The sequence below is a fragment of the Desulfosporosinus paludis genome (genome assembly GCF_045689965.1).
Classification (GTDB): Bacteria; Bacillota; Desulfitobacteriia; order Desulfitobacteriales; family Desulfitobacteriaceae; genus Desulfosporosinus; species Desulfosporosinus paludis.
This window is the reverse complement of record NZ_CP144211.1, coordinates 592,022-618,467: the sequence shown is the minus strand read 5'-3', so window position 1 is coordinate 618,467 and position 26,446 is coordinate 592,022. Positions and strand designations below refer to the sequence as shown.

At 40.9% G+C, this 26,446-nt stretch carries 34 protein-coding genes; 26 read left to right on the top strand and 8 right to left on the bottom strand.

Annotated elements, in window-relative coordinates; all coding sequences use genetic code 11:
* Positions 1–43 precede the first annotated feature (43 nt).
* The 13 genes from VZF35_RS03150 (at position 44) to VZF35_RS03090 (ending at position 8,475) form a co-directional block, all read left to right on the top strand.
* Positions 44–373, top strand: coding sequence for a DUF2577 domain-containing protein (locus tag VZF35_RS03150; protein WP_407310911.1), 330 nt, complete (start codon positions 44–46; stop codon positions 371–373).
* Positions 370–801, top strand: coding sequence for a DUF2634 domain-containing protein (locus VZF35_RS03145; protein ID WP_407310909.1), 432 nt, complete (start codon positions 370–372; stop codon positions 799–801). Before VZF35_RS03150 ends, VZF35_RS03145 begins: the two co-directional genes overlap by 4 nt.
* Positions 794–1,867 (top strand): baseplate J/gp47 family protein, encoded by a 1,074-nt coding sequence (locus VZF35_RS03140; RefSeq protein WP_407310907.1) that lies wholly within the window; start codon positions 794–796, stop codon positions 1,865–1,867. The genes VZF35_RS03145 and VZF35_RS03140 overlap by 8 nt, the downstream gene beginning before the upstream one ends.
* Positions 1,860–2,435, top strand: coding sequence for a putative phage tail protein (locus VZF35_RS03135; protein ID WP_407310905.1), 576 nt, complete (start codon positions 1,860–1,862; stop codon positions 2,433–2,435). Before VZF35_RS03140 ends, VZF35_RS03135 begins: the two co-directional genes overlap by 8 nt.
* A gap of 11 nt (positions 2,436–2,446) precedes the next feature.
* Positions 2,447–4,015: a glycine-rich domain-containing protein gene (locus VZF35_RS03130; RefSeq protein ID WP_407310903.1), complete on the top strand. Its 1,569-nt coding sequence runs from the start codon at positions 2,447–2,449 to the stop codon at positions 4,013–4,015.
* Positions 4,016–4,034: 19 nt separating this feature from the next.
* Positions 4,035–4,313, top strand: a complete 279-nt coding sequence (locus tag VZF35_RS03125; RefSeq protein WP_407310900.1) for a hypothetical protein — start codon at positions 4,035–4,037, stop codon at positions 4,311–4,313.
* Positions 4,313–4,450 (top strand): XkdX family protein, encoded by a 138-nt coding sequence (locus VZF35_RS03120; protein WP_407310898.1) that lies wholly within the window; start codon positions 4,313–4,315, stop codon positions 4,448–4,450. The genes VZF35_RS03125 and VZF35_RS03120 overlap by 1 nt, the downstream gene beginning before the upstream one ends.
* Positions 4,451–4,502: 52 nt before the next feature.
* On the top strand, positions 4,503–5,477 hold the full coding sequence (locus tag VZF35_RS03115; RefSeq protein WP_407310896.1) for a hypothetical protein: 975 nt from the start codon (positions 4,503–4,505) through the stop codon (positions 5,475–5,477).
* A 13-nt stretch (positions 5,478–5,490) separates the two neighbouring features.
* Positions 5,491–6,066 carry a hypothetical protein gene (locus VZF35_RS03110; RefSeq protein WP_407310894.1) on the top strand — a complete coding sequence of 192 codons (576 nt, stop codon included), beginning with the start codon at positions 5,491–5,493 and terminating at the stop codon, positions 6,064–6,066.
* Between the two features lie 3 nt (positions 6,067–6,069).
* Positions 6,070–6,198 (top strand): hypothetical protein, encoded by a 129-nt coding sequence (locus VZF35_RS03105; protein ID WP_407310892.1) that lies wholly within the window; start codon positions 6,070–6,072, stop codon positions 6,196–6,198.
* Between the two features lie 83 nt (positions 6,199–6,281).
* On the top strand, positions 6,282–6,599 hold the full coding sequence (locus tag VZF35_RS03100) for a serine/threonine protein kinase (RefSeq protein WP_407310890.1): 318 nt from the start codon (positions 6,282–6,284) through the stop codon (positions 6,597–6,599).
* 22 nt (positions 6,600–6,621) lie between these two features.
* Complete coding sequence (locus VZF35_RS03095) at positions 6,622–7,446, top strand: N-acetylmuramoyl-L-alanine amidase (protein WP_407310888.1); 825 nt, start codon at positions 6,622–6,624, stop codon at positions 7,444–7,446.
* A gap of 375 nt (positions 7,447–7,821) precedes the next feature.
* Positions 7,822–8,475 (top strand): phage holin, LLH family, encoded by a 654-nt coding sequence (locus VZF35_RS03090; protein WP_407310886.1) that lies wholly within the window; start codon positions 7,822–7,824, stop codon positions 8,473–8,475.
* Between the two features lie 83 nt (positions 8,476–8,558).
* On the opposite strand, the gene VZF35_RS03085 is transcribed toward VZF35_RS03090, so the two are convergent.
* From VZF35_RS03085 to VZF35_RS03055, 7 genes are all read right to left on the bottom strand, one after another.
* Positions 8,559–9,086, bottom strand: coding sequence for a hypothetical protein (locus VZF35_RS03085; protein WP_407310884.1), 528 nt, complete (start codon positions 9,084–9,086; stop codon positions 8,559–8,561).
* 45 nt (positions 9,087–9,131) lie between these two features.
* Positions 9,132–9,557 (bottom strand): hypothetical protein, encoded by a 426-nt coding sequence (locus VZF35_RS03080; RefSeq protein ID WP_407310882.1) that lies wholly within the window; start codon positions 9,555–9,557, stop codon positions 9,132–9,134.
* A 239-nt stretch (positions 9,558–9,796) separates the two neighbouring features.
* The gene (locus VZF35_RS03075; RefSeq protein WP_407310880.1) at positions 9,797–11,050 is read right to left on the bottom strand and encodes a DNA polymerase IV; all 1,254 of its coding nucleotides are present in this window, start codon (positions 11,048–11,050) and stop codon (positions 9,797–9,799) included.
* A gap of 702 nt (positions 11,051–11,752) precedes the next feature.
* Positions 11,753–12,592, bottom strand: coding sequence for a hypothetical protein (locus VZF35_RS03070; protein ID WP_407310878.1), 840 nt, complete (start codon positions 12,590–12,592; stop codon positions 11,753–11,755).
* A gap of 222 nt (positions 12,593–12,814) precedes the next feature.
* Positions 12,815–13,393 (bottom strand): phospholipase D family protein, encoded by a 579-nt coding sequence (locus tag VZF35_RS03065; RefSeq protein ID WP_407310876.1) that lies wholly within the window; start codon positions 13,391–13,393, stop codon positions 12,815–12,817.
* The gene (locus tag VZF35_RS03060; protein ID WP_407310874.1) at positions 13,383–13,880 is read right to left on the bottom strand and encodes a DUF4236 domain-containing protein; all 498 of its coding nucleotides are present in this window, start codon (positions 13,878–13,880) and stop codon (positions 13,383–13,385) included. The genes VZF35_RS03065 and VZF35_RS03060 overlap by 11 nt, the downstream gene beginning before the upstream one ends.
* A 134-nt stretch (positions 13,881–14,014) precedes the next feature.
* Positions 14,015–14,206, bottom strand: coding sequence for a helix-turn-helix transcriptional regulator (locus VZF35_RS03055; RefSeq protein WP_083996346.1), 192 nt, complete (start codon positions 14,204–14,206; stop codon positions 14,015–14,017).
* A gap of 223 nt (positions 14,207–14,429) precedes the next feature.
* Between VZF35_RS03055 and VZF35_RS03050 the strand changes: the two genes are divergently transcribed.
* The 11 genes from VZF35_RS03050 (at position 14,430) to VZF35_RS03000 (ending at position 24,607) form a co-directional block, all read left to right on the top strand.
* On the top strand, positions 14,430–14,630 hold the full coding sequence (locus VZF35_RS03050; RefSeq protein ID WP_407310871.1) for a helix-turn-helix domain-containing protein: 201 nt from the start codon (positions 14,430–14,432) through the stop codon (positions 14,628–14,630).
* A gap of 92 nt (positions 14,631–14,722) precedes the next feature.
* The gene (locus VZF35_RS03045; protein ID WP_407310869.1) at positions 14,723–15,010 is read left to right on the top strand and encodes a hypothetical protein; all 288 of its coding nucleotides are present in this window, start codon (positions 14,723–14,725) and stop codon (positions 15,008–15,010) included.
* A 143-nt stretch (positions 15,011–15,153) separates the two neighbouring features.
* Positions 15,154–15,438: a hypothetical protein gene (locus VZF35_RS03040; RefSeq protein ID WP_407310867.1), complete on the top strand. Its 285-nt coding sequence runs from the start codon at positions 15,154–15,156 to the stop codon at positions 15,436–15,438.
* A 588-nt stretch (positions 15,439–16,026) separates the two neighbouring features.
* Entirely contained in the window at positions 16,027–16,596 is a 570-nt protein-coding gene (locus VZF35_RS03035; RefSeq protein ID WP_407310865.1) for a cysteine hydrolase family protein, read from the top strand.
* 224 nt (positions 16,597–16,820) lie between these two features.
* The gene (locus VZF35_RS03030; protein ID WP_407310863.1) at positions 16,821–18,026 is read left to right on the top strand and encodes a multidrug efflux MFS transporter; all 1,206 of its coding nucleotides are present in this window, start codon (positions 16,821–16,823) and stop codon (positions 18,024–18,026) included.
* 558 nt (positions 18,027–18,584) lie between these two features.
* Positions 18,585–19,823, top strand: a complete 1,239-nt coding sequence (locus VZF35_RS03025) for a multidrug effflux MFS transporter (protein ID WP_407310861.1) — start codon at positions 18,585–18,587, stop codon at positions 19,821–19,823.
* 245 nt (positions 19,824–20,068) lie between these two features.
* Positions 20,069–21,274, top strand: coding sequence for an MFS transporter (locus tag VZF35_RS03020; RefSeq protein ID WP_407310859.1), 1,206 nt, complete (start codon positions 20,069–20,071; stop codon positions 21,272–21,274).
* 213 nt (positions 21,275–21,487) lie between these two features.
* Positions 21,488–22,120 carry a corrinoid protein gene (locus tag VZF35_RS03015; protein ID WP_407310857.1) on the top strand — a complete coding sequence of 211 codons (633 nt, stop codon included), beginning with the start codon at positions 21,488–21,490 and terminating at the stop codon, positions 22,118–22,120.
* A 25-nt stretch (positions 22,121–22,145) separates the two neighbouring features.
* Positions 22,146–23,123, top strand: coding sequence for a uroporphyrinogen decarboxylase family protein (locus VZF35_RS03010; protein ID WP_407310855.1), 978 nt, complete (start codon positions 22,146–22,148; stop codon positions 23,121–23,123).
* 347 nt (positions 23,124–23,470) lie between these two features.
* Positions 23,471–23,890 carry a universal stress protein gene (locus tag VZF35_RS03005; protein ID WP_407310853.1) on the top strand — a complete coding sequence of 140 codons (420 nt, stop codon included), beginning with the start codon at positions 23,471–23,473 and terminating at the stop codon, positions 23,888–23,890.
* 147 nt (positions 23,891–24,037) lie between these two features.
* The gene (locus VZF35_RS03000) at positions 24,038–24,607 is read left to right on the top strand and encodes a GNAT family N-acetyltransferase (RefSeq protein WP_407310851.1); all 570 of its coding nucleotides are present in this window, start codon (positions 24,038–24,040) and stop codon (positions 24,605–24,607) included.
* A 45-nt stretch (positions 24,608–24,652) separates the two neighbouring features.
* Here the strand turns inward: VZF35_RS03000 and VZF35_RS02995 are convergent, their stop codons facing one another.
* Positions 24,653–24,985, bottom strand: a complete 333-nt coding sequence (locus VZF35_RS02995; protein ID WP_407310849.1) for a hypothetical protein — start codon at positions 24,983–24,985, stop codon at positions 24,653–24,655.
* A gap of 210 nt (positions 24,986–25,195) precedes the next feature.
* Between VZF35_RS02995 and VZF35_RS02990 the strand changes: the two genes are divergently transcribed.
* Positions 25,196–25,492 (top strand): ArsR/SmtB family transcription factor, encoded by a 297-nt coding sequence (locus VZF35_RS02990; RefSeq protein ID WP_407310847.1) that lies wholly within the window; start codon positions 25,196–25,198, stop codon positions 25,490–25,492.
* Between the two features lie 173 nt (positions 25,493–25,665).
* A complete protein-coding gene (locus tag VZF35_RS02985; protein ID WP_407310845.1) occupies positions 25,666–26,418 on the top strand; it encodes an EFR1 family ferrodoxin in 753 nt (250 codons plus the stop codon).
* Positions 26,419–26,446: the final 28 nt, after the last annotated feature.

Sequence of the window (26,446 nt, the reverse complement as noted above, 5' to 3'; positions counted from 1 at the left end):
TAAAATGAGGTCTAAAAATCCTTATAGCGAAATGATTAAAATTATGCAAGATCAGGGGGCTAAATACAACCCCTCCTCGGTTGAATTAGCATCCGTTATTAGTGCCTCTCCTCTCACAATCATGGTAGGCGAGCTACAAATGGCTGGAGAAAATTTACTTGTTGCCGATTCCTTGCTTTTGGACTATTCAAGGAAGATCAATTTACCAAGCACAACTGCGAGCGGGGTCACTTCTGATGGCACCATTTCAAGTCTCAGCATACCAAACGGGGTTCTGAATTTCACAGATGGGCTTAATGAGGGTGATACTTTGGTGGTCGTCCAGGTCAATAGTTCAACATTTGTTATCTTAGCAAGGGTTGTGAACGTATGAGCATTTTTCCGGAAAGTATCGGACAGGCAGTATTAACACCAAGCAGTTCTAGCGTAGCAACTCTACCGTTGGCCAAGGAATATGCTTGGGATTTCGACAACAATAATTTCCTACTCATTGATGGGAAAAACATAACCGTAACGTGCAAAGATGCTGTGAAGGTTTGGATTTGGAAGGCCCTGCAAACCCCTAAAAATAGGTATAAGGCCTATTCCGGTAACTTTGGGAATGATCTTGAAACGTTAATTAATCAGGGACTTTCGAGCGCGGCCCTAAATTCAGAGGTTGAAAGATACCTTAAAGAATCGTTATTAATTAACCCCTATATCTCAGGTGTTTCAAATATCGCCATAAGTGTTGATGGGAGCAAGACAAGCGTCAGCTTTACGGCAACAACAATCTATGGGGATGTGAGCATGAATGTATAGTGAAACAGCTTCAACAATACTTAATAGAATGTTGGGGAACGTGCCTTCTGATGTAGATAAATCAGAGGGTTCTTTAGTTTATGACGCTCTTTCCCCTGCAAGTATTGAGATTGCGAATCAAGAAACAAACCTTGATGCAGTAGCAGCTAAGTTCGACTTATCAAACTTAAGTGGGGATGAATTAGCAACAAGAATCTATCAGCGAACAGGAAAAACGAGGAACCCAGCAACCTATGCCAATACTGACGTTACCATAACTGGGAACGGAACTATTAATGTTGGCGATTTAGTGCAGACACCTGGGGGAGTGCAATTTGAATCTTCCGAGCAAAAGATTATCAGCGGATCGGAGAGCATTAATGTACAGGCACTCATTACCGGATCAAGCGGTATGGTCCCAGCTAATCAAATAACTCAGTTCCCAGTCGCTATTCCTGGCCTGGTAAGTGTAACAAATCCTAATCCTACTCAAGATGGCTTTGACGCTGAGAGCGATGCCTCTCTCTTACAGCGATATTACGATTACATCCAAGCTCCAGCAACGGGGGGTAATATTGCCCAGTTCACAAGCCTTATCAAGGATTTTACGGGTGTCGGAGATGTTAAGGTTTATCCCATCTGGAACGGGAATAACACGGTTAAGCTAGTGATTATTGACGCTAATAAACTACCCCCAAGTGCAGACCTAATAAGTGGGGCACAAACTTACATGGACCCTGGAATACAAGGTCTTGGGGAGGGAGAAGCTCCCTTTGGGGCGTTTACGACGGTAGAAGGGGCAACGGGAAGCATTATAAATATCAGCTTTGCTGCAGTCAAGGATACGAACTATACGGATGATCAAAGGCTCACCAACGTGCAAAATAGCACTAAATCATATCTCCAGTCAATTGCCTTTAAGGAGAGTGCCATAAGCTATGCTAAGATCGGCGCAGCAATATTGGCAAGTGCTGGGATACTGGATTATACGGGATTAACTGTAAACGGTGGTACCGCAAACATACCATTAAGTTATACGCCTACATTAACAGAAACCCCAGTCTTGGGGGTGGTAACGATTGCGTAGCGATAACCTAAAGAGCTATTTGCCTCCGTTTTTAAGTACTACTGATCTTTTTGCAAATATCTTTAATTCTCAAGGGCAGGAATTAGACAATATCGATGTCGATATCGCGGATTTAAATGCCCAATTCGACGTGGATACAGCAACCTGGGCTTTGGATATTTATGAAAAGGATCTAGGAAAATCCACGGATTACACTAAACCTTTGGATTACCGAAGAAGCGTGATTAAATCGAAGTGGCGTGGAAGCGGAAAGTTGAACGCAACGCTTATAAAGACGGTATGCGACGCTTTTACCAATGGAAACGTTGAAGTAACCTTTGATGGAACTATTCAAGTGAAATTTACCAGCGTTTACGGCATTCCGCCTAATATTGAAGATTTGAAAGCTGCTATCGAACAAATAAAACCAGCTTATCTAGCTGTGGCTTATGTTTTCCTGTATATCTACTATCAAGATTTGAAGCCCTTTACCTACGCGCAATTAAGCGGTTACACTCATGAATTTCTTAAAACTAACCTGCCTAATTTTGATCATAATTCAACTGCATTAACGTTTGTAACGAATTAGGAGGAAGTATAATGCAGACAACGACTAACTTTGGCCTTAAAAAGCCCGATCCAACAGATGCATATGATATCGGCAATGAAAACGACAATATGGACATCATTGACGCTCAAATCAAAGCAAACTCTGATGCCGTGGCACTAAAAGCTTCTATAAACTCTCCTGCTTTCACCGGAACTCCTACGGGCACTACTCCAATAGTAGGAGATAATTCGACCAAAATTTCTACCACAGCGTTTGTTGCTGCGGCAATAGCAGCTCTTGTCAATTCTTCCCCTGCCGCATTAGACACGTTGAAAGAATTGGCTGACGCACTTGGCGATGATCCGAACTTTGCGACAACAATGACAAACGCGCTTGCAGGAAAAGCCGCTGCAGCTGACCTCACATCTCATTTAGCTGACGATGTAAAGCATGTCTACTATGCTACGGCTGCGGGCGCGGCAAATACCTACGCTGTGACGTTGAGCCCTGTTCCAACTTCATATGTTGATGGAATGGGAGTGTCTGTAAAGATCAATGTAGCGAGTACAGGAGCTTCAACCATAAACGTAAACGGCCTTGGCGCAAAACCAATCCTTGATTCCCTTGGAAACACTATTACCTCTGGTGGCTTAAAAGCTGGGCTTATTTATTCGATGCGCTACAACTCCACCACGGGAAATTTTATTGTACAGGGTAAAGGAGGTGGAGGAAATGCTACTGCTACTCAACTATTAATTGGGGCAACTGCTACTGTTGATAGCGGTCCCATAACGGGTAATATGCCCAACAATGGTGCTTTGAACTTAATACCCAGCGGACTTGCTTCAGTGCCTATTCCTGCAGGCTATACTTCGGGTGGAAGTGTAGCTCAAGTAAACGTTCCTGCAGCTAATGTCTTAACGGGCACTACCATCGCTAATGTAGCAGGAACAATGCCTAATCAAGGGAGTCCAACTCTGCAACCAGGAACTTCGATCACGCCGGGATATTATGGTGGAGGATCCGTTGCTAATGCTCCGCATAGCTCCCAAACTTATTCGACTCCTGGAACATATACATTTACTGTCCCTGCTAGTGTTACAAAAGTTACCGCCATTATTGGAGGAGCAGGTGGCGGTGGAGGTAACGGAATCAACGGTAGTGGCGGAGGCGGCGGTGGCGGAGCGGGAGGTGTATATCTTGTTGACATCCCAGTAACTCCAGGTCAGCAGATCACTGTTGTTGTAGGTGCGGGGGGAGCAGGAGCCTCTACCAGTGGAGCCAATGGTTACGGAGCAGATGGCGCAACAGGTGGACAATCATCATTTGGTAGTTATGTTGCAGGCGGAGGTGTTGGCGGTTATCACGGCACTGACTACACCAATAATGGCGGCGTTGGTGGTGCTGGTGGAGCTGGCGGCGGTAACGGCAGTAACGGTGGTAGTGGTGGAAATGGTACTGCTGGTAATGGTGTGTCCAATGGCTCTGGTATCGCTGGAACTGGCGCTACTGGTGCATGCGGAGCAGGCAATGGTGGAAATGGTGCAAGAGGTACCTCCACTCAAACATTAGGTATCGCAAGTGCTGGAACCTCCGGCAGGGTTATTGTAACTTGGTAAATAACAAGGAGAGTGGATTGTGATGATTGTTATCGGAACTAAAACTACAGTTGGGGATTTCAAAGTGGATGGAATGTTTGTGGATGGGTCTCAAGTAGCAACTATATCTGCAACAGCCCCTCCAAATCCTCCCGAACCACAGGCTGGGAAAGATATTGAGCTGCACCATGATTCAACTGGGAGCCAACTCTCTTGGGTTTTTGTTGATAGACCTCTTACAGATGCTGAACAAGTAACTCAACTTGAAGCCCAAAATGCTCAAATGCTTTTAGCCTTAGTTGAAGGGGGGTTGATGTAATGAATTGGGTTCAAATTGTTACTCAATACTACCAATCAGGATTCTATACTACTGACCAAGTGAAAGTGTTTGTTGCAAAAGGAAAAATTACCGCAACCGATTATAAGAACATCACGGGAACTGATTACGCAGCCTAAAAATTAAACGCCGAGAGGGCGTTACTTTTATGAGCTAAAGGAGGAGTAATGAATGGCATTTACATTTCCCTTAGACTCTGAGAATCGTGGAGGAGCCGTCAAGATATATCATGGCGGTGATACCTTTGCGGTACCAGGCCTTGATATGACCGGAGCGGCTTTGCAACTAACAAACGCTCCACTTGCTGCAAACGGATCTTTTGCACAGACGGCATATGACCGTCTTGGAGACGTGCTAATCTCCAAAGTAAAAGGATATGTTTTTTCTGATGCTGCAGGCACTCTAACGGTTGAAGAAAGCGATGATGGGTCTACATGGTCTACCTCAGCGACTTTATCGGTTAACGCTAATACATTAAGTGAGACAGATTGGATTTTACTGAAGAAACGATATTTCCGGTTTAGATATACTAATGGGGTTACGGCTCAGACCAATTTCTTGCTTTATCAGGCTCTTGGCTCTGGAGATAATGGAGTTAAACTAACTGGGAGTTTAGCGAATGTCACAGGAGCATTACCCACTAAAATAATCGAGTTTGAACAGTACGTCGAGATAACACGTCCCGCAAATACAACTGCTTATGTCGTAGGTCAGGTTGTAAATGGTAACGGCTTATCTACATTACCCGCTTTAGACCTTTCCGCTGTTGCTTCAGGGGGACAAAAAATACAAATATCGTCGGTTAATGTGTTCTCCTCTAATGGGGCGGCATCACCAAAACTGAATCCAATAGTATTATTTTTTAACGTCAATAATCCTGTTGCTAGTGGTGTAACAGATGGAACAGCCTTTACACCGACTTATGCCGAAATGGTAGGCAAACGTGCCGCGAGTATCAACCCCGACGAATGGGGATCTGCTGTAACTTACGCGGCGAATCTTTATAAGTTTATGGCAACGGAGCTATCAAGGCTTGCTACATTAGACGCTAACGGGAAGCTTTATCCTGCCATTATTACCAACAATGCATACACCCCATCGTCAGGCGAAACTATTAGACTAGTGATAAAAGGTTATTTGTTGTAAGGGGGGATTACAAATGAGTTTGTTAGTATTAAATCCTCTCAAGAAAAAACACAGAATTAAAGTTTATGATGGCTTTAATAGGGCAAATAACGCCGCGTCCCTTGGAAATGCAGATACAGGACAATTGTGGTCGGCATTATCCGGTATTTGGGGTATAACGGGAAATACTGCCTATGTTTCGACATCATCAGGGGGACGTGATGTCTCAGTTATTGATTCAGGTAGTTGTAACGGGATAGCTAAGATTGTATTACCAATAGTCGCTTCTTTCACGAATCCAAGATTGATTTTAAGAGCGTCTGATGTGCAAAATTATTTGATGGTTTCTACGGCATCCTCGAATACAGCGTATTCATTATTCAGGGTAGTGGCGAATGTTGCCACACAGATTGGAACATACACCACGACTCCGGTAAATGGTGACGAGGTAAAAACTATCTTAAACGGGACATCTATACAAGTATTCATAAATGGATTGCTCAGAATATCCGTAACGGAATCTTTTAATCAAACTGCAACAAAATTCGGTATTGGAACTGCGGCTAATGACCCTACTTCAAGATTTGATAACTTTTATATGGGGGTTTGATAAATGGTAACAACAGTAAATAAAATTGGCATGGGCAGCGATGATGACCCAGTTAGGCCAGACACAACTTCTACAAGTTGGGAGAAGGTTAGTGAAACTGATACAACTATGACAATAAATATCTTAGACTAACCTTCGCTAAAGACCCAAAAACCGAACATATCCTTTAAACCGTCAATCGACGGTTATTTTTATGCCATGAAGGAGGAGAAGAAGTGCAAATTGATGCGACAACCCTATTAACATTTTGGAGTATCCCAAGTGCGGCTACCGGTTTATGTTTCTGGGTTCTGCAGAAAAACATGACCAAACGCGACACAAAAAGAGAGGAGTTGGACAAGGCTAGGAAAAAGAATGAGATTTTGCTTATACACAGCGTAGGTGCCGCAATAGCACTCGGTGAAGCAACAGCTCATGCCATACGTGACGGAAAATGTAACGGAGAAATGTCTGCTGCGTTAGAGTATGCCCAGAAGGTAAAACATGAACAAAAGGATTTTATGACAGAGCAAGGGATCGGGAATCTATATTAAATAAAAAGAAAGGAGATTCGAAATGAAACTATGCTTAGATCCCGGGCACGGTGGTTATGATCCCGGGGCTTGCGGCAACGGTCTACAGGAAAAAGATATTACGCTAGATATCTGCCTCAGGCTTAAGCCACTGCTTGAATTCAATGGGATAATTGTATGCCTAACTCGTGATGGCGATTACGCACCGTGGCACTTAGAGAACGAGTTGGATGCCGAATTAGATGCTCGTTCAACTATCTCAAACAATTTTGGAGCAGATTTCTTCGTCTCTGTTCACGTCAATTCCGGAGGCGGAACCGGTCAAGAGATCCTTGTGTCAGGCGTGGGAGGAAAGGCCGAAGCTGCAGCCGGCAAATGTCTTTATTACATCCAGCAAGTAAGCGGATGGGCTAACAGAGGAATAAAGGCGCAAAATGTTTCAGTCTTGGGGAGCAAGACGAATGCGCCTGCCATCTTGACTGAGAATGGATTTATTGACTCTGCGGCAGATACGGTGAAACTTAAAGAGCCGAGCTTCCGTCAGGCTCTTGCTGTGGCTCATGCCAAAGGGATTTGTGATTATTTTGGGATTACTTACAAAGAGAAGGGGAGCGAAGAGATGAATTTAGATGTGGCCGTTTTACTTTATACAAAGGATGATTTCTGGTCCGGAACGGACGTTTCCGCCAGAAATGGTAATTGTGCCTTGTTCGTCCGGCCAGAAGATCACTCGGTACCTAAGGATGCTATGAATGCACAGAAACTAATTGTCGTGGGTGGGCCGACGACAGGACACCCAAACGAAGTGCTGCTAAGTGGAAATGACAAATACGATACAGCGGCAGCGGTGAAAAAGTATTTAGGGTAAAAGATTGTAAGCTTTTCGCAGCCAGTAGGAGTTTACAATTCAAATTCGCAAGCGCTTGCCAAAATGAAAAATGAAAGAAGGAAATGCAAATGTCTTATAGCCTAAATTCACCATGTTACGGATGCTCCAAGAAAGAAACTTGTAAGGACGAAACACGAATTAAAGAAGCAATTACTAAAATTCATCAGACAACTTTTGAAGAGGGGCACCAGGGATCAGGGCAAATTGTATTAGCGTGCGTTACCCAAAATAAACAGTGGAAGCCAGCTGAATAAGTAATTCTTCCTCGCCCCGGCAGACGAGGATTAAACAGAGCAGGTCAGTAAATGGCCTGCTTTTCATTATGCCGATAAAATAGAGGAGGTAATTTTAATTATGGATGTTCAATCAATCATTTCTAGCGGTCTTCAAGACGTTTTGACGATTCTAGTCGGTGCTCTAGTTACCTATGGAGTGGCCTTTGTCAAACAGCATTTCTCGGCGCGGCAGATCGCTACGGCTTCATGGATTGCTATGGATGCGGTCAATTTCGCAGAGCAAGCCGCTAAGAAATTAGGTATACCACAAGGCCAAGGCCCTACTAAGTATATCGTTGCGCTAAAGAAAGTAAAGGAATTGGCAGCGAAAGCAGGGCTAAATTTTACGGATTCTCAGTGGGAGACTTTTATCGAGAGTGCTTGCAAGAAAGTTAAGGATGAAATGCAGCCGTTACAGGCTGTCGCTAGTTCCGCTGCTCCGTATACACAAGATGATATTGCTAATATGATTCAAGCAGAACTACAGAAAGTAGCGCCTAATGTACCTGCAGATACCATTGAGAGTATGGTCAAACCCCTTATCGATAAAGCATTGAGTAATCTTAGCGTATCGGTGAATGTTGCTCCGGCCGTTCAGCCTATACCGGCTCCTGCATCTACTCCAGCACAAGATATTCCGCAGCCTGTACCAGATCCATCGACAGTTAAAGTTGCTCAACCAGTTCAAGCAGATTCTCAGGCCCAAGCGCAAGACAACCAACAAACTGCATAATAAATAAACAGAGTTGCCGGACGCTGAAAGAATAAAAACCCTCTCTCGTTTAGGCGGGAGAGGGTTTTTGCTATTTTTAAGAGCTATTTTATGATCCTCAAATAAAGCAAATTATTTCTACTTATTGATTCAACTATTATCCTAAAAATATTTATAGCTAAGGGGAGCTCATTCGCTTCAAACCTAATGGGAATTTGGCTTTTTGCCTTTTCATTAATAAGAATATCTACATTTTTATCCCATTCCTTTAAATAATTAACTACTAATTTAGCAGACGTGTTTATAAAAAACATGGGTGTTGATATTTGTTGAGTGACTTGTTCGTATATTTGTGTATGGTATTCTTCGGATAAATTCTTTTCTTTCAATTGTTGATCTATAGTATCATTAATAAATCTTCTGATTTCATGCTTGTTATGATCTAAATTGCGTTTAACGCGAAACAGTATTAATGGAATGATAAAAGGAGTAATAATCATCTTAGAGCAAATCTTTAAAGCATTACTAAATACCTTTTGGCCGTCGTTTCTAATTAATCTAATAATAAAACCAGCATAAAGAGATGCTACTAGAGTTACCGAAAGTATCTTAATAACGCTAATAGAATCCATAAACATAATCAATATCCCCTTTTCTTAAAGCTTGAGTATTATGGTCTAGATTGCGCTTGTTCTTTCCATAGGATTACTCAATTCGAGGACAACTAATATCAATAAAGTAACTAAAAAGTAAAAAAAATAATTTTTGTTGAAAACTAAGTGTTTTAATATGTCCTGAGATCCTGAACCGAAAACCCATACAGACGGATTTCCTTTAGAGGTTAACAAAATTCCAGTCACACCTAGAATCGAAATAAGCAATAACCATAATATGATACCCAATCCTATGCAGGAGTGTATTTTATCATATGATAACCATTTGTTTTTTGCAACTGCATTGAACATGCTTGCATAGTCATACAATAAACCAAGCAAGAACACCGTCGAGCTTCTAAACAAATCCACATCAGTGCCAGAAGTTGCTAAGATAATTAGAAGACTTAATGCCGTCAAGAAGATTCTAAAAAATTTCCAAAGTCCCATTCGAGCGATGCCTTCTTTTCATTTCTATATTGTATATGAATAATATAGTAAGTCAATGTATTTAAATGTAACGTTATATTAATCTTCGACGTAAAAGAAGGAAATCCTTTACTATGTACAAATATTGTTTAATATTAATAAAAAACCTTGCCACTTTCATCTCTGTCTCGCCTGGTTCGAGCTAAACGGCAAACCCATCAAAAAAGGACTGCACTCACTATAATGCGGTCCTTTCATATTTACAACTGACTACTCATCATAGGATATTCCTCATCATCCATCGTCCCACCACTACTAAACCGCACCCCGCTATTAATGAACGCCGACCTAAACACTGAACCATTCCCAAACCTCTCACGTATCGAATCGATGGCCCGATCCACGGCCCTCTGCTTACCATAATCCTTCTCAAAAAACGTCATCTGATGGAAATCATTCTGACACAGTTCAGAAACCCTCACGCCTAAATGCCGGACAGGTTCGCCTTTCCAAAGTTCATCGAATAATTCGCAAGCCACCTCGTATATCGCATTGGTGCAATCAATAGCAGAAAAGATCTTTCTCTGATGTGAGCAATCATAAAACTCGTTAGTCCTAAGCGAAACAGACACTAATCTAGCACAATATCCTGCCTGTCGTAATCTCGCAGCGACGGTCTCTGTCAGCGACAACAAAACTAAATGGGCAGTTCGTCGATCATCAACATCGAAGGATATCGTTGTAGAGTTTCCCATCCCCTTAATAATAGGCCGACGATTTTCACGGACTGGATTACATTCAATGCCGTTCGCGTAATTCCAAACGAGCAGACCATGACTGTGTAGAAAGAGCTTGATGAGCTTAGGATCATAGTGTGCCAAGTCTCCAATTGTTTTGATTCCCCGGCTCCTTAATTTCTTAGAAGTCGCACGACCGACCATGAACAATTCCTCGATAGGGAGAGGCCACATTTTCGATGAGATTTCTTCCGGAAAGATAGTATGTACCTTATCTGGCTTCTCAAGCTCCGAGGCCATCTTAGCCAAAATTTTGTTTGTGCTAATCCCGACGTTGACTGTAAAACCCAATTCGTTTTTGATTCTATCTTTTAGTATGTAGGCAGCTTCAATGGGGTCTTTAAAGAGACGTTCCATGCTCGAGAAATCAATAAAATACTCATCAATGGAATATTGCTCAACCAGGGGAGAATACTCATGAAGGATATCACCAAATGCCTTACTACATTGCATATATAGCCCATAGTTGGGCCTGACAATCATCAATTCAGGGCATTTTGCAAGAGCCGTGTGAATCGTTTCTCCTGTCTGTATGCCATGTTTTTTCGCAGGAATAGACTTAGTTAGAACAATACCATGTCGAGTCTCAGGGTTGCCGCCAACGACCGCGGGAACGGTCCTTAAGTCGAGAGGATCGCCATGCTGCAGGCGATATGTAGCTTCCCATGAGAGGTAAGCGCTATTGACATCGATATGAAAAATGATTCTCTTGCTCATTCGCTTCACCCTTAATGTAGAATATATGTTCTGATTTTATCAAAACAATTGTTCTTGGTAAAGGAAAACGGCTTGCCAAATTATTGCAACATATTAAGGTAGACGTTATAGATATTGTGACATTTATAACTAGCAACGCATAAAATACATCAGTCCTACCTAGGGAAATATCCCTCACATGTTATTCCCCCTCATTGGGGGATATTTTTTTATCTCAAAGAATCTCGGCAAAATGATCTTCGGGAGTTTTTTCGTGTGTATAATAAGCCCAACTTAGAGCAAACTAACAGAGAACACCATTCCCTTTTCATTACATATCGCTCTCGTCAGAAATGACGGGGGCCTATTATTTTTTGGTATATCCTTTTTAATCTCGGGTAATATAAACTTGTTGCAACCTACTTTCCTATATACTCTCTATGCTTTGCTCTCATCGGTAAACGGTGGGAGTTTTTTGCGTCAAAATGTCTAAAGAAAGCTTGCATAATCGGATTGAATATCGAGAAAAATGATATTGTTGTCAGGTAACTTATTATCCCCTAATTCAACTCCCAATTAAAACTTGGGGGTTCTTTTTTGGAGTAAAATTATAGCCCTCAGCGGTGTGCTAAGAGCTTCCTTCGGTCATTTCAACAATTAAAAATAAGCAAAGAAAAAGCTCTCAGCAAAAAGCTGTGAGCTCGATTTTGTTTTTGGCTATTTTTATGTTTTACCCAGCTCTAATTCATGAACCCTAGCGGTTAAGAGTTGGTTCTTTTCATGGAGGGCATCGATCTTAGCTACATATTCATCCTTGAGCTTAGTGGTAGCTTCTAGCACCCGGTTATTTGCTTCAATACCGGCAGTGTGTATCTGCAGATCAGCCATCTTTTGTGCGGAGGCTAATTCATTAGCGTGAGAATCTTTAAGTGCTGTAATAGCTTGTTCTTTGGCTTTCGAATCTCGGTGAGCTTGATCAACTTCGGCCTGTAGCCTTTCAGCTTGACGCTGTGATTCAGCGTGATCTTTCCGGAGTTGCTTTAATTCTGATTCGAAATCATTTACGGCTCCGATTTTGGCTTCGAGGGTTTCTGTCTTATCTGTAAGCAGAGAGATCGTGGTTAAATTAGATTTGTTAATAGCTTCGAGTTCATCATTTCGCTCGGATAGTTCTTTCATTTGCTCCTTAATTTCAGCCAGTTCCAGACGAGCTTTATCGCGCTCCTCCTCGGCCTGCTGTCGACCTCGCTCGACTTGAGAGATGACGCTTTGATGCAGTTGCTTTTCCTGCTCAATGCGCTCGGTAAAGTTCTCCTTCAGATCGTGTACTTTCTGGACCATATTACTAAAAATAGACTCGGCATGAGAGAGGTGATATTTGAGCTGCTGCATATCCTCTGTCTGTTCGGTGTCACTACTGACCAGCAAATTGGTTTTGAATTGCGTGACCATAGCCGCAAAGAGGTCTTTATTGTTTAGCCCAGTGGTATGGAGAAGGGCTTCAATGGATTCCGTGATATCTTTCGTGGTTTTAACCGAGTAGGAATCTTTTTCCTCAGGCATGGCGTGAATCTCCTTTTAAACAAGGTATACCTTAAAGCCTTTATTTATGCTATGTATACCTTGGTATACCTATATACATTTAGTATACCATGATTATATCACCAATAATTGTAAGACACAAGACTTCGGCGGAATATTAGATAAAAAAGACGCCGAAGAATAATCCCTGGCATCAATGACGAAATCCCTCTCGCCGTAATGGTGGGAGGGATTTTTTTGCGTTTATATCTCACTATAATTATTTGTATCATCCCACATTTGCTGGAATTCATCGGACCATTTGGCCGCAATACTCGGATCATGGATTATGACAAGAACTTCGTCGTTTTCAGTGGAAGCATTTTGAGTGTAGTTGTAAGATCCGGTAGTCACGACAGATTTTTCAATGATGGATACTTTCATATGCATTAGGCCAGAATGAGAGTTCTCTTTGATAGTTATACCGGCATTTTTAAGTAATGCCAACTCGCTTGATTGCGCTTTTGTCCTTGCCTCTATGCGGTCAGTAATGATTCTTACGCTTACTCCACGTTTCTTGGCAGCTATGATGGCATCTACAATGTCTTTCTTCGTTAGGCTATAAATGGCGATATCCAAGGTTGATTTGGCTGTGTTAATTTGAGATTCCAGGGCTTTCTCGGGATGTTGATCTGCTCTAGTGAAGTAGTATTCCACTTGAGAGCTAGGGGCAGTAGAGGCTAGGACTTGAGTGGCTGAGAGTGAAGCAGTATTGCTATTGCAGCCGACAAGTGTAAATGAGATAAAAAGGGCTAATCCCAGTATGAGAATTTTACGATTCAAATGAATGTCCTCCTTCATTTTTAGCTAAATTAATTGCTTCCTTCCTCAATTTCTTTACATGTCTATAGTACTTAAACAACTTATAAGAGAGATCAATCACCAACCATGCTAAGGAAAACATCATTGATACTAAACCAATTGGCCAGATAGGTGTTAAGCATAAAATTAGAGAAATACCAATAGCAATAAACGGCTTTTTATTATACCCTCCAGTGACATCTTTAAAAACTTTAGCTGATTCGGGAGAAAAGTCATAGAGAATTGATTTTGCAGAGCTACTCTCATCAATTAAATCCTCTGATTTTTTTGCTTTTTTCCTGCCAGTATTGTAACTTATGCCAGTGCCTGGGATACCCACTGTCAGGCCGCGGTTAGAGTTAACTGTGATACCTGGAGCAATCTTTAAGCTTGTAGAGTTTGCCCCTTTCTTGCCCACGTTTAGCTTTAATCCCTTTGGGCCTATCTGCTTTCTAAATCTAAATCCCATGAGAATCACGCACCTTTCAAGGATTCAATATCCTTTCTACACTTTAGATTATATACCTTCCTTTAGACATTCTTAGTTGTTTTTCGATTTAAATATTTAAATGTTAAGACCTCGGTTTATTGACCGAGGTCTTTTTAGTAATCTGGGAAAACATATTCTACTGGCTTACGAAGTCCGCGCGCTATTTTTATCCCAGTCTCGAGTTCAATTTTAATTTTTTTATTATTTGCTATACGACTTATTTCTGGTTGGGGTACGCCGCAAATTAGGGACAGTTCTTCTTGGGTCATGTCGAGTTCTTTTAAAATTTGTTTAATCCTATTCACGTTATACCACCTGTAACATTACTAAAATATTTCGGCCTGAATACCCTAGGCAGAAATATTTACCATTATTAATAATGTCACATAGAGTAATATAATCAATGTACGTGCATACATAAATATTAATTTAGGTTTAATTGTCATTTTATGTCGCGAAATGAATAGTTCGGCACTTCTTGATTTCGACTTGTTGACAGGAGTAACCTGAAGATAGGACTTAAACAGCTTGAGGATTGGCAGAAAGGTAGCAGAAATTCGCACAGCTAAAAATATGACACAAAAAGAATTAGCAGAGAGGGCGGGGATTAGTGTAAGTTATCTTAGTAGGATCGAGAAAGAAAAATGCCCAAGACCTCATATTAAAACAATTGCTCGAATAGCAAAATGTCTTGGCGTTGAGTTAGAATTACTCTTGAAGTATTTGTGAATTATTATGTCTTCGGAAAAATGCCCCTTGAATAGACAAGGAACATGTGTTCTAATAAAAAGAAATATTTGTTCTTGATAGGGGGATATATTGTGGAAGTAAATGAACCGATAGATGATCAAATTGCTCAATATGCAGGTGAATTATATCAACTCGAAGATAGGCCAAATGCGATCGTTGAGGTAAAGGTGAGTGGTGACGATGGAGAAACGTGGGTTAGGCGAGAGATTGATCTAGGGGGAGATATCGACACTTCTGGTCTTAAGGAAGGCGAGATATTTCAGGTTAACGGCGAGAAATACAAGGTGATACCGGGTGATTTTGGGTTAATAATCGAGCCTTTAAATAAGTCCGGGAAGATAATCTCAAAACGAAAATAAAAAAGCAAGGAAGTCCTCACAACCCCACCAAGAGTTCAGGACTTCCTTCCACAAAAACACACTTTAATAGAAGGGTTCTTGATATTGTGATTATATCCAATATTAACCTTCTTTGACAAGTGGTAAATGAAGGAGCTATAAATATGATGAACGTAGCACTTAGACGTCACTCAAAATTCAGATTTACCAAATTCATAAAATCATATAGTGCTATAGAAAAAATTTTTATTGATGTAAATAAGAACTTTAGGATTTCAGCTTTACAATTAAAAACAAGAAAATTAGGTCGCAAGATCCTAGATCTCCTAGGGCCTAACAACGGCTCGTTATTCTTTGAATACGAAAGGTCAGTTTGCCTAGAAGAAAGTTTTTGCATTGAAAGCGCATATCGGTTAGGCTTGGAAGAAAGAAAAGAACATAAAAAATAGACCCCTTTCACGGTCATTGATACCTACCAAAAAACCTACCACTCATTTTAATTATAATTATAACTATTAAAATATATTTTAATAGTTGAATTAACGAGACAAATAGGCCTAAAATTAGGGGTGCAGAAACAGTGTAATTTGTATAGTTTCATAAAAGTTGAACTTAGTGCAATTTGCTACCTTGGGGTGGTAGAGGTCGCACGTTCAAATCGTGTCGCTCCGACCAATTAAGATTTTGGGGAAACCCGCAAAGCAGTGGTAACACTGGTTTTGCGGGTTTTATTTATTTTTGCGGGGTAAACCACTTTTCTTATAAAATGCGCGATGAGCTTTTAAGTGCTAGAAAGAAATTAAATATGAAATACGTCAATCTGCAGTTATCTGCCGAAGATTATCAAAAAGAAATACAAGCACTAAATGCGAAGCTCCAAGCGATTACCTTATAATCAAAAAATCTGAGATGGATAATATGAACTTTAATCCTCAAATATTAATTAAAAAAGCACACTTGACAAATGGAGAGCTCTCCGCTAATATAAATGGAGAGCTCTCCATTTATATTAGCATAAAATAAAGGAGTTGTACAATATGCATAATCATCACGATAAAGCCGCTCTGTTAATTATGGATGTTCAAAATGGTATTGTATCTCGTTTTGCAGAAGCCAGAAAAGTACTGCTTCCGTTCCAAAAAGCTGTCGAAGCCGCACGCCGACATTCTATTCCAGTTATTTTTGTTCGAGTCGCTTTTAGCGAAGGTTATCCTGAGATCAATCCTCAAAACAAGTCGTTCTCAGTAATTTCCAAATCCAGTGGAATGACGGTCTCAGACATAGCAACACAAATTCATGAATCCGTTCAGCCGGAGCCAAACGAACCAGTTGTTACGAAGTTTCGAGTTAGCGCGTTTGCTGGCAGCAACCTCGAAGTCATCCTCCGATCTCACCAAATTGATACGTTAATTTTAAGTGGAATTGCTACCAGTGGCGTTGTTTTATCAACATTGCGGGAAGCAGCGGATAAAGACTATACACTAAAGGTTCTTTCCGATGCATGTCTTGATGCCGATCCTGAGGTTCACCGCGTTCTCACCGAGAAGGTGTTTCCGCGTCAGGCCGATGTACTGACAGTCGATGCTTGGATCGACGCCTTGAATTAAAAATCACGGACCAACGCGTTGTAGGAAATTCTGACCAAAAGTAAGCGCCTCTTTGGATTATATTTCAAAGAGGCGCTCGCTACGAGAGTAGAACCTGATAAATCTCCTTGAGAAAATCATCCGGCTGAAAAGCCGTTTAGGTATATCTCCAATTAACTGCAGAAATTATAATACAGACTTATCGTACCCAGGAAGCTAAAAAACGAAAGGGGAGGTTTATACTCATGCCGATTTGGAAAAGAAATTTATTCGTTTGCTGGTTTGGAATGTTCGTAGCAGGTATTGGAATGAGTCAAATTGCCCCAGTATTGCCGCTTTATATACAGCATTTGGGAGTTCATAGTGCCTCTTCCATTGCACAACTTTCAGGAATTGCGTTTGGTGTTACTTATATAATTTCGGCCGTTTTCTCACCTATTTGGGGTCACTTTGCAGACAAATTTGGGCGAAAACCAATGATTTTGCGGGCAAGTCTTGGTATGGCGTTAGTTATCGGTTGCATGGGGTTTGCACCAAATGTATATGTACTGATCGGATTAAGATTATTGCAGGGCGTTATCACAGGTTATGGTACAGCGTGTACTGCATTGATTGCAACTCAGACGGATAAGGAACACGCGGGGTATGCTCTAGGCACACTTTCAACTGGAAGTATTGCAGGTTCGTTAATAGGTCCAATTATTGGCGGTTTTATCGAGGAGACCCTTGGTTTTCAACCTGTATTTTTCATAACAGGTGCATTGCTGCTGATTGCATTTGTTCTGACCGCTTTATTTGTAAAGGAATCGTTTGTCCGTCGGGATAAAAAGGCAGTTGGTATCAAGGAGACATGGAAGAGTGTTCCTGAAAAGAGTTTAACGATTATCTTACTAGTGACCTTTTTTGTCATAACTCTAGGGCTGTATTCTATAGAACCTATCGTAACAGTATATGTCACCCAATTAACTAAAGGTTCAGGTCATGTTGCCCTGTTAGCCGGATTAGCATTCTCAGCCTCAGGGCTGGCAAATATAATTGCAGCTCCAAGACTGGGAAAACTTTCTGATAAAATAGGAGCGCATAAAGTCATGTTAGGCGCTCTTATTGTAGCCGGAATCATTTATATACCGCAAGCCTTTGTGGAAAATTCGTGGCAGTTAATGGGACTTCGCTTTTTATTAGGATTAGCAATAGCAGGTTTAAATCCTTCTGTTAATACCCTTGTAAAGAAAATCACACCTGATTCTCTTACAGGCGGAGTTTTTGGCTTTTCCATGTCGGCAGGATATTTAGGTGTATTTGGAGGTTCTGTTTTAGGAGGACAAGTGGCTGCCTATTTTGGTATTAAATATGTCTTTTTTGTAACCAGCGCATTATTATTGATAAATGCTGTATGGGTTTATTTTAAAGTGTATAAAAAGCTTTGCCTGACAGAAAAACTCGAAATGTAATTCTGCATAAACTGCGCTTACAGTATTCAAGAATAAAATTATAAAATCTTTGCCGTTCGCTCCGATAAGGTGAGTGTAACGGCTTTTTCTTAGGGATTTGTCATGGCGAGGATAATCTAATTGCTTTCGGGGTTCGTACCAAGGGCATGGAATTGTCAAATGTCTATTTCAATATCTAATTTATTCATAGGAAGTGCTAGTTTACTTGCACAGTAGATTGCATAATATAATTTCGTTTCATCGCAAACGTTTTTTGAATTTTGGTCTAACTTTGTTGTAATAATTTTTTTAGTGTTTAAGTCATTAAGAACTGCATTGCAGTAACGCCCTTAACCGCTGTCAATTTGACAGCGGTTAAGGGTAATAATCCCAAATAATCTATTGTAATATTTGGATTATTGAGATGGTATTTTTGTATATACAATATGATGATTTAACAAATATTGAGAAAGGATATATTTGGCGAAACTCAGGAATATCCCTATATCATATTGGAAGCAATCATTTTAACCACTATCTATGTATAAAGCTGACATTAAGACCGGCAAAAAGAGAGGAATGAATAGGATGAGTCAAACTAACTATTTAACGAAATCAGAATTATCAAGTTCGAAATCACTTCGATATTGGATCGCTGTCGTTTTAGGTGCGTTAGCGGCCTTTGCCCCTCTATCTATTGATATGTATTTGCCCTCCCTGCCTTCATTAACAACAGATCTGCATACTAATGCGTCCTTGGCTCAATTAAGCATTACAGCCTGTCTGCTGGGAATTTCAGTGGGGCAATTACTGATGGGGGCACAAAGTGATATTCGCGGCCGTCGTTTACCCTTATTATTTGGGTTAGTAGCTTACACCGTTGCTTCACTGCTCTGCGCAATAACTCCTTCAATCAGTGGGCTAATAATTTTAAGGTTTATCCAAGGGGTGGCCGGTTCAGCAGGGATTGTTATCTCGAGGGCTGTTGTTCGAGACCTATACTCAGGTTCCGAAATGATGAGATTTATCTCTCTATTGATGTTGGTCAATGGCTTAGGGCCAGTGTTGGCGCCAATCATTGGAGCACAGCTCCTGCATTTTACAGCATGGCGTGGAGTTTTTATCGTTTTATGTATTGTTGGAGTGTTAATGACTTGTGCTGTTTATTTTGGTCTGCGGGAGTCATTGCCAATCGAGAGTCGTACTTCAGGTGGTCTTTCAAATACCCTTTTGACCTTTAAAACTCTAATGACCGATGTCGGCTTTGTTAAGTATGCCTTGCCTCAAGGGCTTGTTTCAGCAGGGATGTTTGCCTATATATCCGGATCACCATTTGTCATTCAAAATATTTTTGGTGCCTCTCCGCAAATGTTTAGCCTTATTTTTGCAATGAATGGTATTGGTATTATTATCGCCGGACAAATTACCGGCAGATTAGCGGGAAAAATAGATGGGATTAAATTATACATAAGCGGACTTTATCTGGCTGCTATTGCTGGTTTTGTCCTATTCATAGCGATTCTCTTCAGCACCAGCCTTTGGATAATATTGATACCATTGTTTTTGGTAGTTTCCTGCGTTGGGGTTGTAGGTACTGCCGGTTCAGCTTTGGCTATGGAAAACTACGCTCACGCGGCAGGCAGTGCTTCAGCGCTGTTAGGGCTTATGTCCTTTATCTTTGGTGCTTGTGTTGCTCCGTTAGTAGGCTTGGGTGGAAGCAATACTGCAGTCCCCATGGGAGTCATAATAGGAGTGACAGATGTCGGTTCGCTGCTCAGTTATTTAATCTTAAAAAATTCAAAACTCCAGAGGGCATAGTCCAAAAATTTTACATACCTTTTGCGAATACACACGTTAATATGTATATACATATTAACGTGTGTACAATAAGCGAAATTAAGATGGGAGGGGGAAATGAGGAGGAAGCAAATTAGTATCATGGCTATTTGAATTAAAGGGAGGAGGGTATTAAGGCTTAAAAGATTCTCAATATTCCATCAATATTTCCTTACCGGCTCTCCGCAACATCAATGAACAATTATTTTTTTGAAAGGAAGATATTTATGAATGATAAAAGGCAGTCTTTAGTCTTGTTTGCCATATTTTCATTCGGATTCCTCGCTATGGGCGTTGGAACCATTACTCCTGCAATAGCTGCTATTGGAGGAGCCTTCCCGTCTGTGAGTTTCAGCACTTTGTTGCTGGTATCCACAATTCCATCTCTGATATCCATACCTGTATCTATCATAGGAGGCGGTATAGCCGGAAAATCTGTGAAATACAGGACATTGGTACTTTTTGCGACATTGATGTTCAGCATTGGCGGAGCAGTTCCCTACTTCTTGAACGGTTTTACCGAAATCTTGATAGCCAGAGGGTTTTTCGGACTAGGACTAGGACTTATTATGCCTCTTAACAGCGCCTTGATTTTTAATCTTGTGCCTTCCGATAAGCAAGCTGGGGTCATGGGCATCAACGGCGTTGTCATGAATATCGGGGGAATTGTGCTCCAATTGCTCGGCGGTATTTTTGCTGCAGTACGATGGAATTACAGCTTCCTAGCCCATGCCCTTGGTTTAATCACCTTTATTATAGTTTTGATTTATCTGCCGGAACCTCAAAAGGCAGGAATGTCTGAGAGTCCAGTAGGGGTGGAAAAAGAAACCTTGAAAATGCCCGCTTCAGTGTTTGGCTGGAGTTTGGTTTTCGGAATATTAACGATTTTAGACTATCCGTCACTTACAAATATGTCTTCCGTGCTTTTAACCATCAAAGCCAATTCTGCTGTTGCTGGAGTAGTCCTGATGTTCATGACTGTAGGAGGAATGCTGGCCGGAGCGGCGTTCGGCAAAGTGTTTAAAAAAGCCGGAAGGCAGACGCTTAATATAGGACTTGCCTTTTTTATGATATCTCAAGTATTATTTTCCTTTAGTCAAAGTGTACCTTTGTTTATCATTGGAGAAGCCTGTTTAGGTGTTGGTTTGACCCTTTGCATGTCGTCTATCTATATGCTTGCCGGGGCTTCAGTGCATCCTAGCCAGACACCCATGGCTATGTCTATCATTGTATCGGGTATGAACTTGGGCGGATTCCTTTCCGGATACTTCTACGCCGCCATTATGGAACCTTTGCATATCACGACGTTGAGATTCCAATATTATTTCGGAACAGTAGGATATTTAGCCACGATCGTCTTATTTTTAATGATTTTTGCTGTTAAAAAACCATCCTCACCTATCGGTTCTTCCTCCCAAGTAAAGGTACATTAAAATTTACTGTTGGGTTTAAAAGCGTTTCGGAAAATCTTATATATTCAGGTGACAGAATTCCATTCATTATTATATAATAGAGTCTCTCTAAGGTTCGACTCCAACTCTATTAGACCAATAGGGTGGACATAATTCTGCTGTAAACCAACAGCATCCTTTAACTGTTGAAATACTTTTATTAAAAAAGAGGTAATTAAGGGAGGTACTTAAGAAATGTCTAAAATTGAAGAAATCAAAGCTCTGGTGGAGGCTGGAAAAGCTAAACTTGTTCCTGGTTTTGTACAGGAAGCATTGGCTGAAGGAGATGCAGCTAATAACATTCTCCAGGCTATGGTTGACTCCATGCGAATTGTCGGTGACAAATTCTCCGTTGGAGAAATTTTCGTTCCTGAAATGCTGATGTCAGCTAAAGCTATGTCCAAGGGTGTTGATGTGCTAAAACCGCACTTTGCCGGACAGAGTACATCATCTTTAGGTACCTGTGTTATCGGTACTGTTGCCGGTGATCTTCATGATATCGGCAAAAATCTTGTTTCCATGATGATTGAAAGCGCAGGATTCGAAATCGTAAATTTGGGAGTAGACGTATCGGCTGCAAAATTTATGGAAGCGGTCAAAGAAAATAAGAACGTAACCTTAGTGGCTTGTTCAGGACTGCTTACCACAACTATGCCGGCTATGAAGGAAACTGTTCAAACGTTGAAATCCAGCGGATTGACAGGATTCAAAGTGATGGTCGGTGGTGCTCCTGTATCAGCAGAATTCGCGGCTTCGATCGGAGCAGATGGCTTTGCTCCCGATGCAGGCAGTGCTGCTGCAAAAGCGGTAGAATTAGTAAAAGGCTAAAAGCCACAGATAAGGAGGAAAAGGTATGTTGACAAAAAGAAAGAATCTAATCGAAACGATTAAAGGTGGGAATCCTGATCGATTTGTTAATCAATATGAATTCATGCACTTTATCATGGAAACCCCTGGCGGACGTTTCCCAGAGCCGGGTCAAACCATAAAAAATGACTGGGGTATTACCTTTAAATGGCCGGAAGGCCAGCTTGGCGGCTTCCCTGTACATGATGACGAGCACAAAGTACTGAAGGATATCACGGAGTGGGAAAAATACGTTAAAGCGCCAACGATTGCAACGTCTGATGAAGCTTGGGCTGCAGCTATCGCTCACGCAAAGACGGTGGACCGCAGCGAGGAATTTGTGACAGTGTTCGTTGCACCCGGTGTCTTTGAAATGTGTCATCACCTTATGAGCATGGAAGATGCCTTAATGGCTTTATATGAGGAACCGGAGGCCATGCATGAACTCATTGATTACCTCACTGAGTATGAGTTAGCCTATGCCAAAGTTCTGATTGATCGTCTCCATCCTGATTGCATTTTTCATCATGACGATTGGGGAAGCCAAAAATCCTCTTTTATCTCTCCAGCTATGTTCGAAGAGTTTTATCTTCCGGCATACAAGAAAATATATGGCTATTATAAAGACCATGGGGTCGAACTAATCGTGCATCACAGCGATTCTTATGCCGCTAACTTGGTTCCCTATATGATTGAAATGGGAGTAGATATTTGGCAGGGAGTCATGACAACGAACAACACACCGGAGCTTGTTAAAAAATATGGCGAACAGATCAGTTTCATGGGAGATATCGACAGCGGTGTTGTTGATTTCCCAGCATGGACACCGGAAATATCTGTGAGAGAAGTAGAACGAGCTTGTAAAAATTGTGGAACATTATTTTTCATCCCCTGTTTAACCCAGGGAGGGAATTGGAGTTCATTCCCAGGTGTATACGATTCAGTCAGTGAAGCAATCGATAGAATGAGCAAAGAAATGTTCTAAACAAGGGATAATTGCTAATGGCGGTTATCAGCTCTTTCTTAAATTAAGGTCAAAACGGAGAAAACAGCAGAACCGATCAAGTTGATGGTGCTGCTGTTTTATGGAAATATGAGCGATAAGCTGGGGCGATTAATCCAGTGCGAAGGAGGGGCCGAGTTGTTGAAACTAGAAATACTCCATTAATTTACATAATGTTCAATAGTATCGTGATAACTTGCGAAAATTTCCAATGGGCAAACCTATGGCATTCTTTTTCCCTGAAAAAGTACTAAACAAAGGAGAAAAATATATACATATTGTGCAAATCAATTTTGCAGTGAAAGGGATTAGAGGGAGGGAGAAGTTTCATGAAAAAAATATTGGTACCAACTGATGCTTCAGAGTCTTCACGTCGAGCGTTGAAAACGGCTTTGGAATTTGCTCGGAAATTTAATGCGGAAGTAGAGCTGATGTTCGTTATGCATCAGCCGATAGTGTATAACTCCAGTGTTGATATGTTTATAATTTCACCGGAACAAATTGAACAAGAAGGTAAATTTGCTTTAGATGCCACACTTACAAGCATAAACACAGACGGAGTTACTATCGTAAGAAAGATAAGGCAGGGCAAACCAGACAAAGTTATTTTAAAAGAAATTGAAAATGAAAATATCGACATGGTTATTATGGGGAAATGTGGTTATGGGGCGATAACCGACTGCCTGTTAGGCAGTGTAAGTCAACGTGTCCTCTCCGGGGCAAAATGCTCTGTTCTTATTGTCAGATAAATTATTGCTTTGCCACAAAAATAATCCGGTTCAGAGCCAAATCGTTTTAGACGCTTTGGCATTTTTGTTTTTCTTGTAATCTGGAGGAGGAATTCAAGATACGATGTGGAAGGCTAATGGATTAAGAGAAAAGGAAGTTGGATAGGATTGTTTGAATTTGTTGTTGAAAATGAAGTAAGACTTAAGTTGTTAGATGTTTCTCATGCTGAGCCATTGTATGTGTTGTCTGAATTAAACCGTTCATACCTTAGGCAGTGGCTTCCTTGGGTTGATGGGACAAAGAGTGCTGAGGATACGAAATCATTCATTCAAATGACCAGGAATCAGTTTACAGCCAATAATGGATTTCAAGCAGGAATTTGGTATCAAGGGAAAATTGCTGGTGTCATAGGATTCCATAACATTAATTGGGCGCACAGAACTACTAGTATTGGATATTGGCTTGGTGAAAGTTATCAAGGAAAAGGGCTTATGACAAAATCCTGTAAAGCATTGATTGAATATGCTTTTGCTGAGCAGAATCTCAATCGAGTTGAGATTAGATGTGCAGAGAAGAACTTCAAAAGCCGGTCAATACCTGAGCGGCTAGGTTTTGCTAAAGAAGGCATCATCCGTGAGGCAGAGTGGCTTTATGATCATTATGTTGACCACGTTGTCTACGGATTACTGGCGCGGGAGTGGAATAAAAAGAAGTCCCTCGAAACTGGGGATGTTTAACTTCCAAAGATTTTGTGTAACGTCTCAGCAAATTCTCTCGGATGACTAAAATAGCCGCAGTGATCCATCCTGAGGGGAAGCTGCTCCGCTGCCGATGGCGACCGCAGTCAGGCTTTTTGCTTTTTTTAGCTCAGGGATATTGAACTTGTAGTTAGCGAGCATGGGGATCTCTTTCTGAATAAAGAACTTCACGTTTTCAGCATTGGCTTTATCTAATTTTGGAATGTTGTTGCCACTAATATTAACCCCAACCCTTGATCCGAATTCTTTGATGGCCGCTGCCGGACCTTTGAGTTTTAAAATCTCCTGAATAGCATTACTATGAATTGGCTGCCGGAGATTGGATAATAGATTCCTTACAGGAGGTTCGTGCGCCACGACGGCAGTTAGTTGTTCAGGGTATCGGGCTGTCAGGTCAAGTGCAATGACGGCCCCCAGACTGCTGTAAAGAACGAACTTTAGTTGATCAGGTTATATCTGTGGGTAGACTCAACTGTTGGGGATTGACAGGAACCAATGAAGTAGCTACAATTAATTCGATAGTTATCGAATCTTGATAAATAGTTTAAATTAAGGTTGGAGTTTAAAATGGACACTAAAAAAGCCGCAAAGATTTTTAAAGCACTATCGAACCCCAATCGACTAGAGCTCTATTTTAAAATTGCCGAGATGCATGAATCGAGTTTTGAAGCAGGCTGTGAATGTTTTGTTACAGATATCATCAGTTCTTTTAATATCGGTGCTCCTACTATTTCGCACCATATTAAAGAATTAGTGAATGCCGATTTGATCAGTACTGAGAAAAAAGGTAAATTTTTAATCTGTAGAGTCAATGAAAATTTAATTGAAGAAGTTAGCAAAATGTTATCCTTACAACAAAGATAATGAGCAGGGCTAAAAGTGTCCAACGATTCGATAGTTGTCGAATTATTAAAGCTCAATGATAAACAGCAACAAATAGACACATGGAGATTCCTGAAAATTTTACAGTTTAAGCTTAAAACTTGAGACCTAATGATTCCCTAGAAAAAGATAAACAATTGGAGGTACTTATTGAGATGAAAGTATTTTATTTTACCGCTACAGGCAACTCTTTAGATATCGCGAAACGATTTGGAGGGGAACTTTATTCCATACCTAAAGTCTTAAAAGGCAATCAATTTCATTTTGAAGATGAAAAGATAGGCTTGGTATTTCCCTGCTATGGGTTTGCGGCTCCCAATATCGTCCGCGAATTTATTGAAAAGGTCACTCTCAAAAGCCCCTATATTTTTGTGATTATGACTTACGGAAACAAACTTGCAGGTGGTGTTAATTGGCTAGTACGGTTTGCAAAGCAGAATAGTATTGACATTCACTATGCCGACGGCTTACTCATGATTGATAATTATTTGCCTATATTTGATATTAATAAGCAAAAGTTGAAAGAGAAAAACACTGAAAGGAATTTAAGTCGTTTATTAAACGATGTGAATCAAGGAAAGAGATTTATCCGGAAGAAAACGTTCTCTGATTCACTGTTGACTAAAGGGGTTCAATATTTCTACAAAAAAAATCCAAACTTTAATACCGATAAAGATTTTTCTGTTGGGGCTGAGTGTAACCAGTGTGGAACGTGTGTAAAGGTTTGCCCTCGTGACAATATAAAGCTTAACAATAAACCGGTATACGGAGGGAATTGTGAATTTTGTCTAGCCTGTATAAATCTTTGCCCTCAAAAGGCCATTCGCTTAAAGAAAGAAAGCAATCCAAATGCTCGCTTCAGGAATGAAAATATTACACTGAAAGAAATTATTGCAGCCAATGAATGAATAGGACTTTTTGTCAACTCAGCTTGGA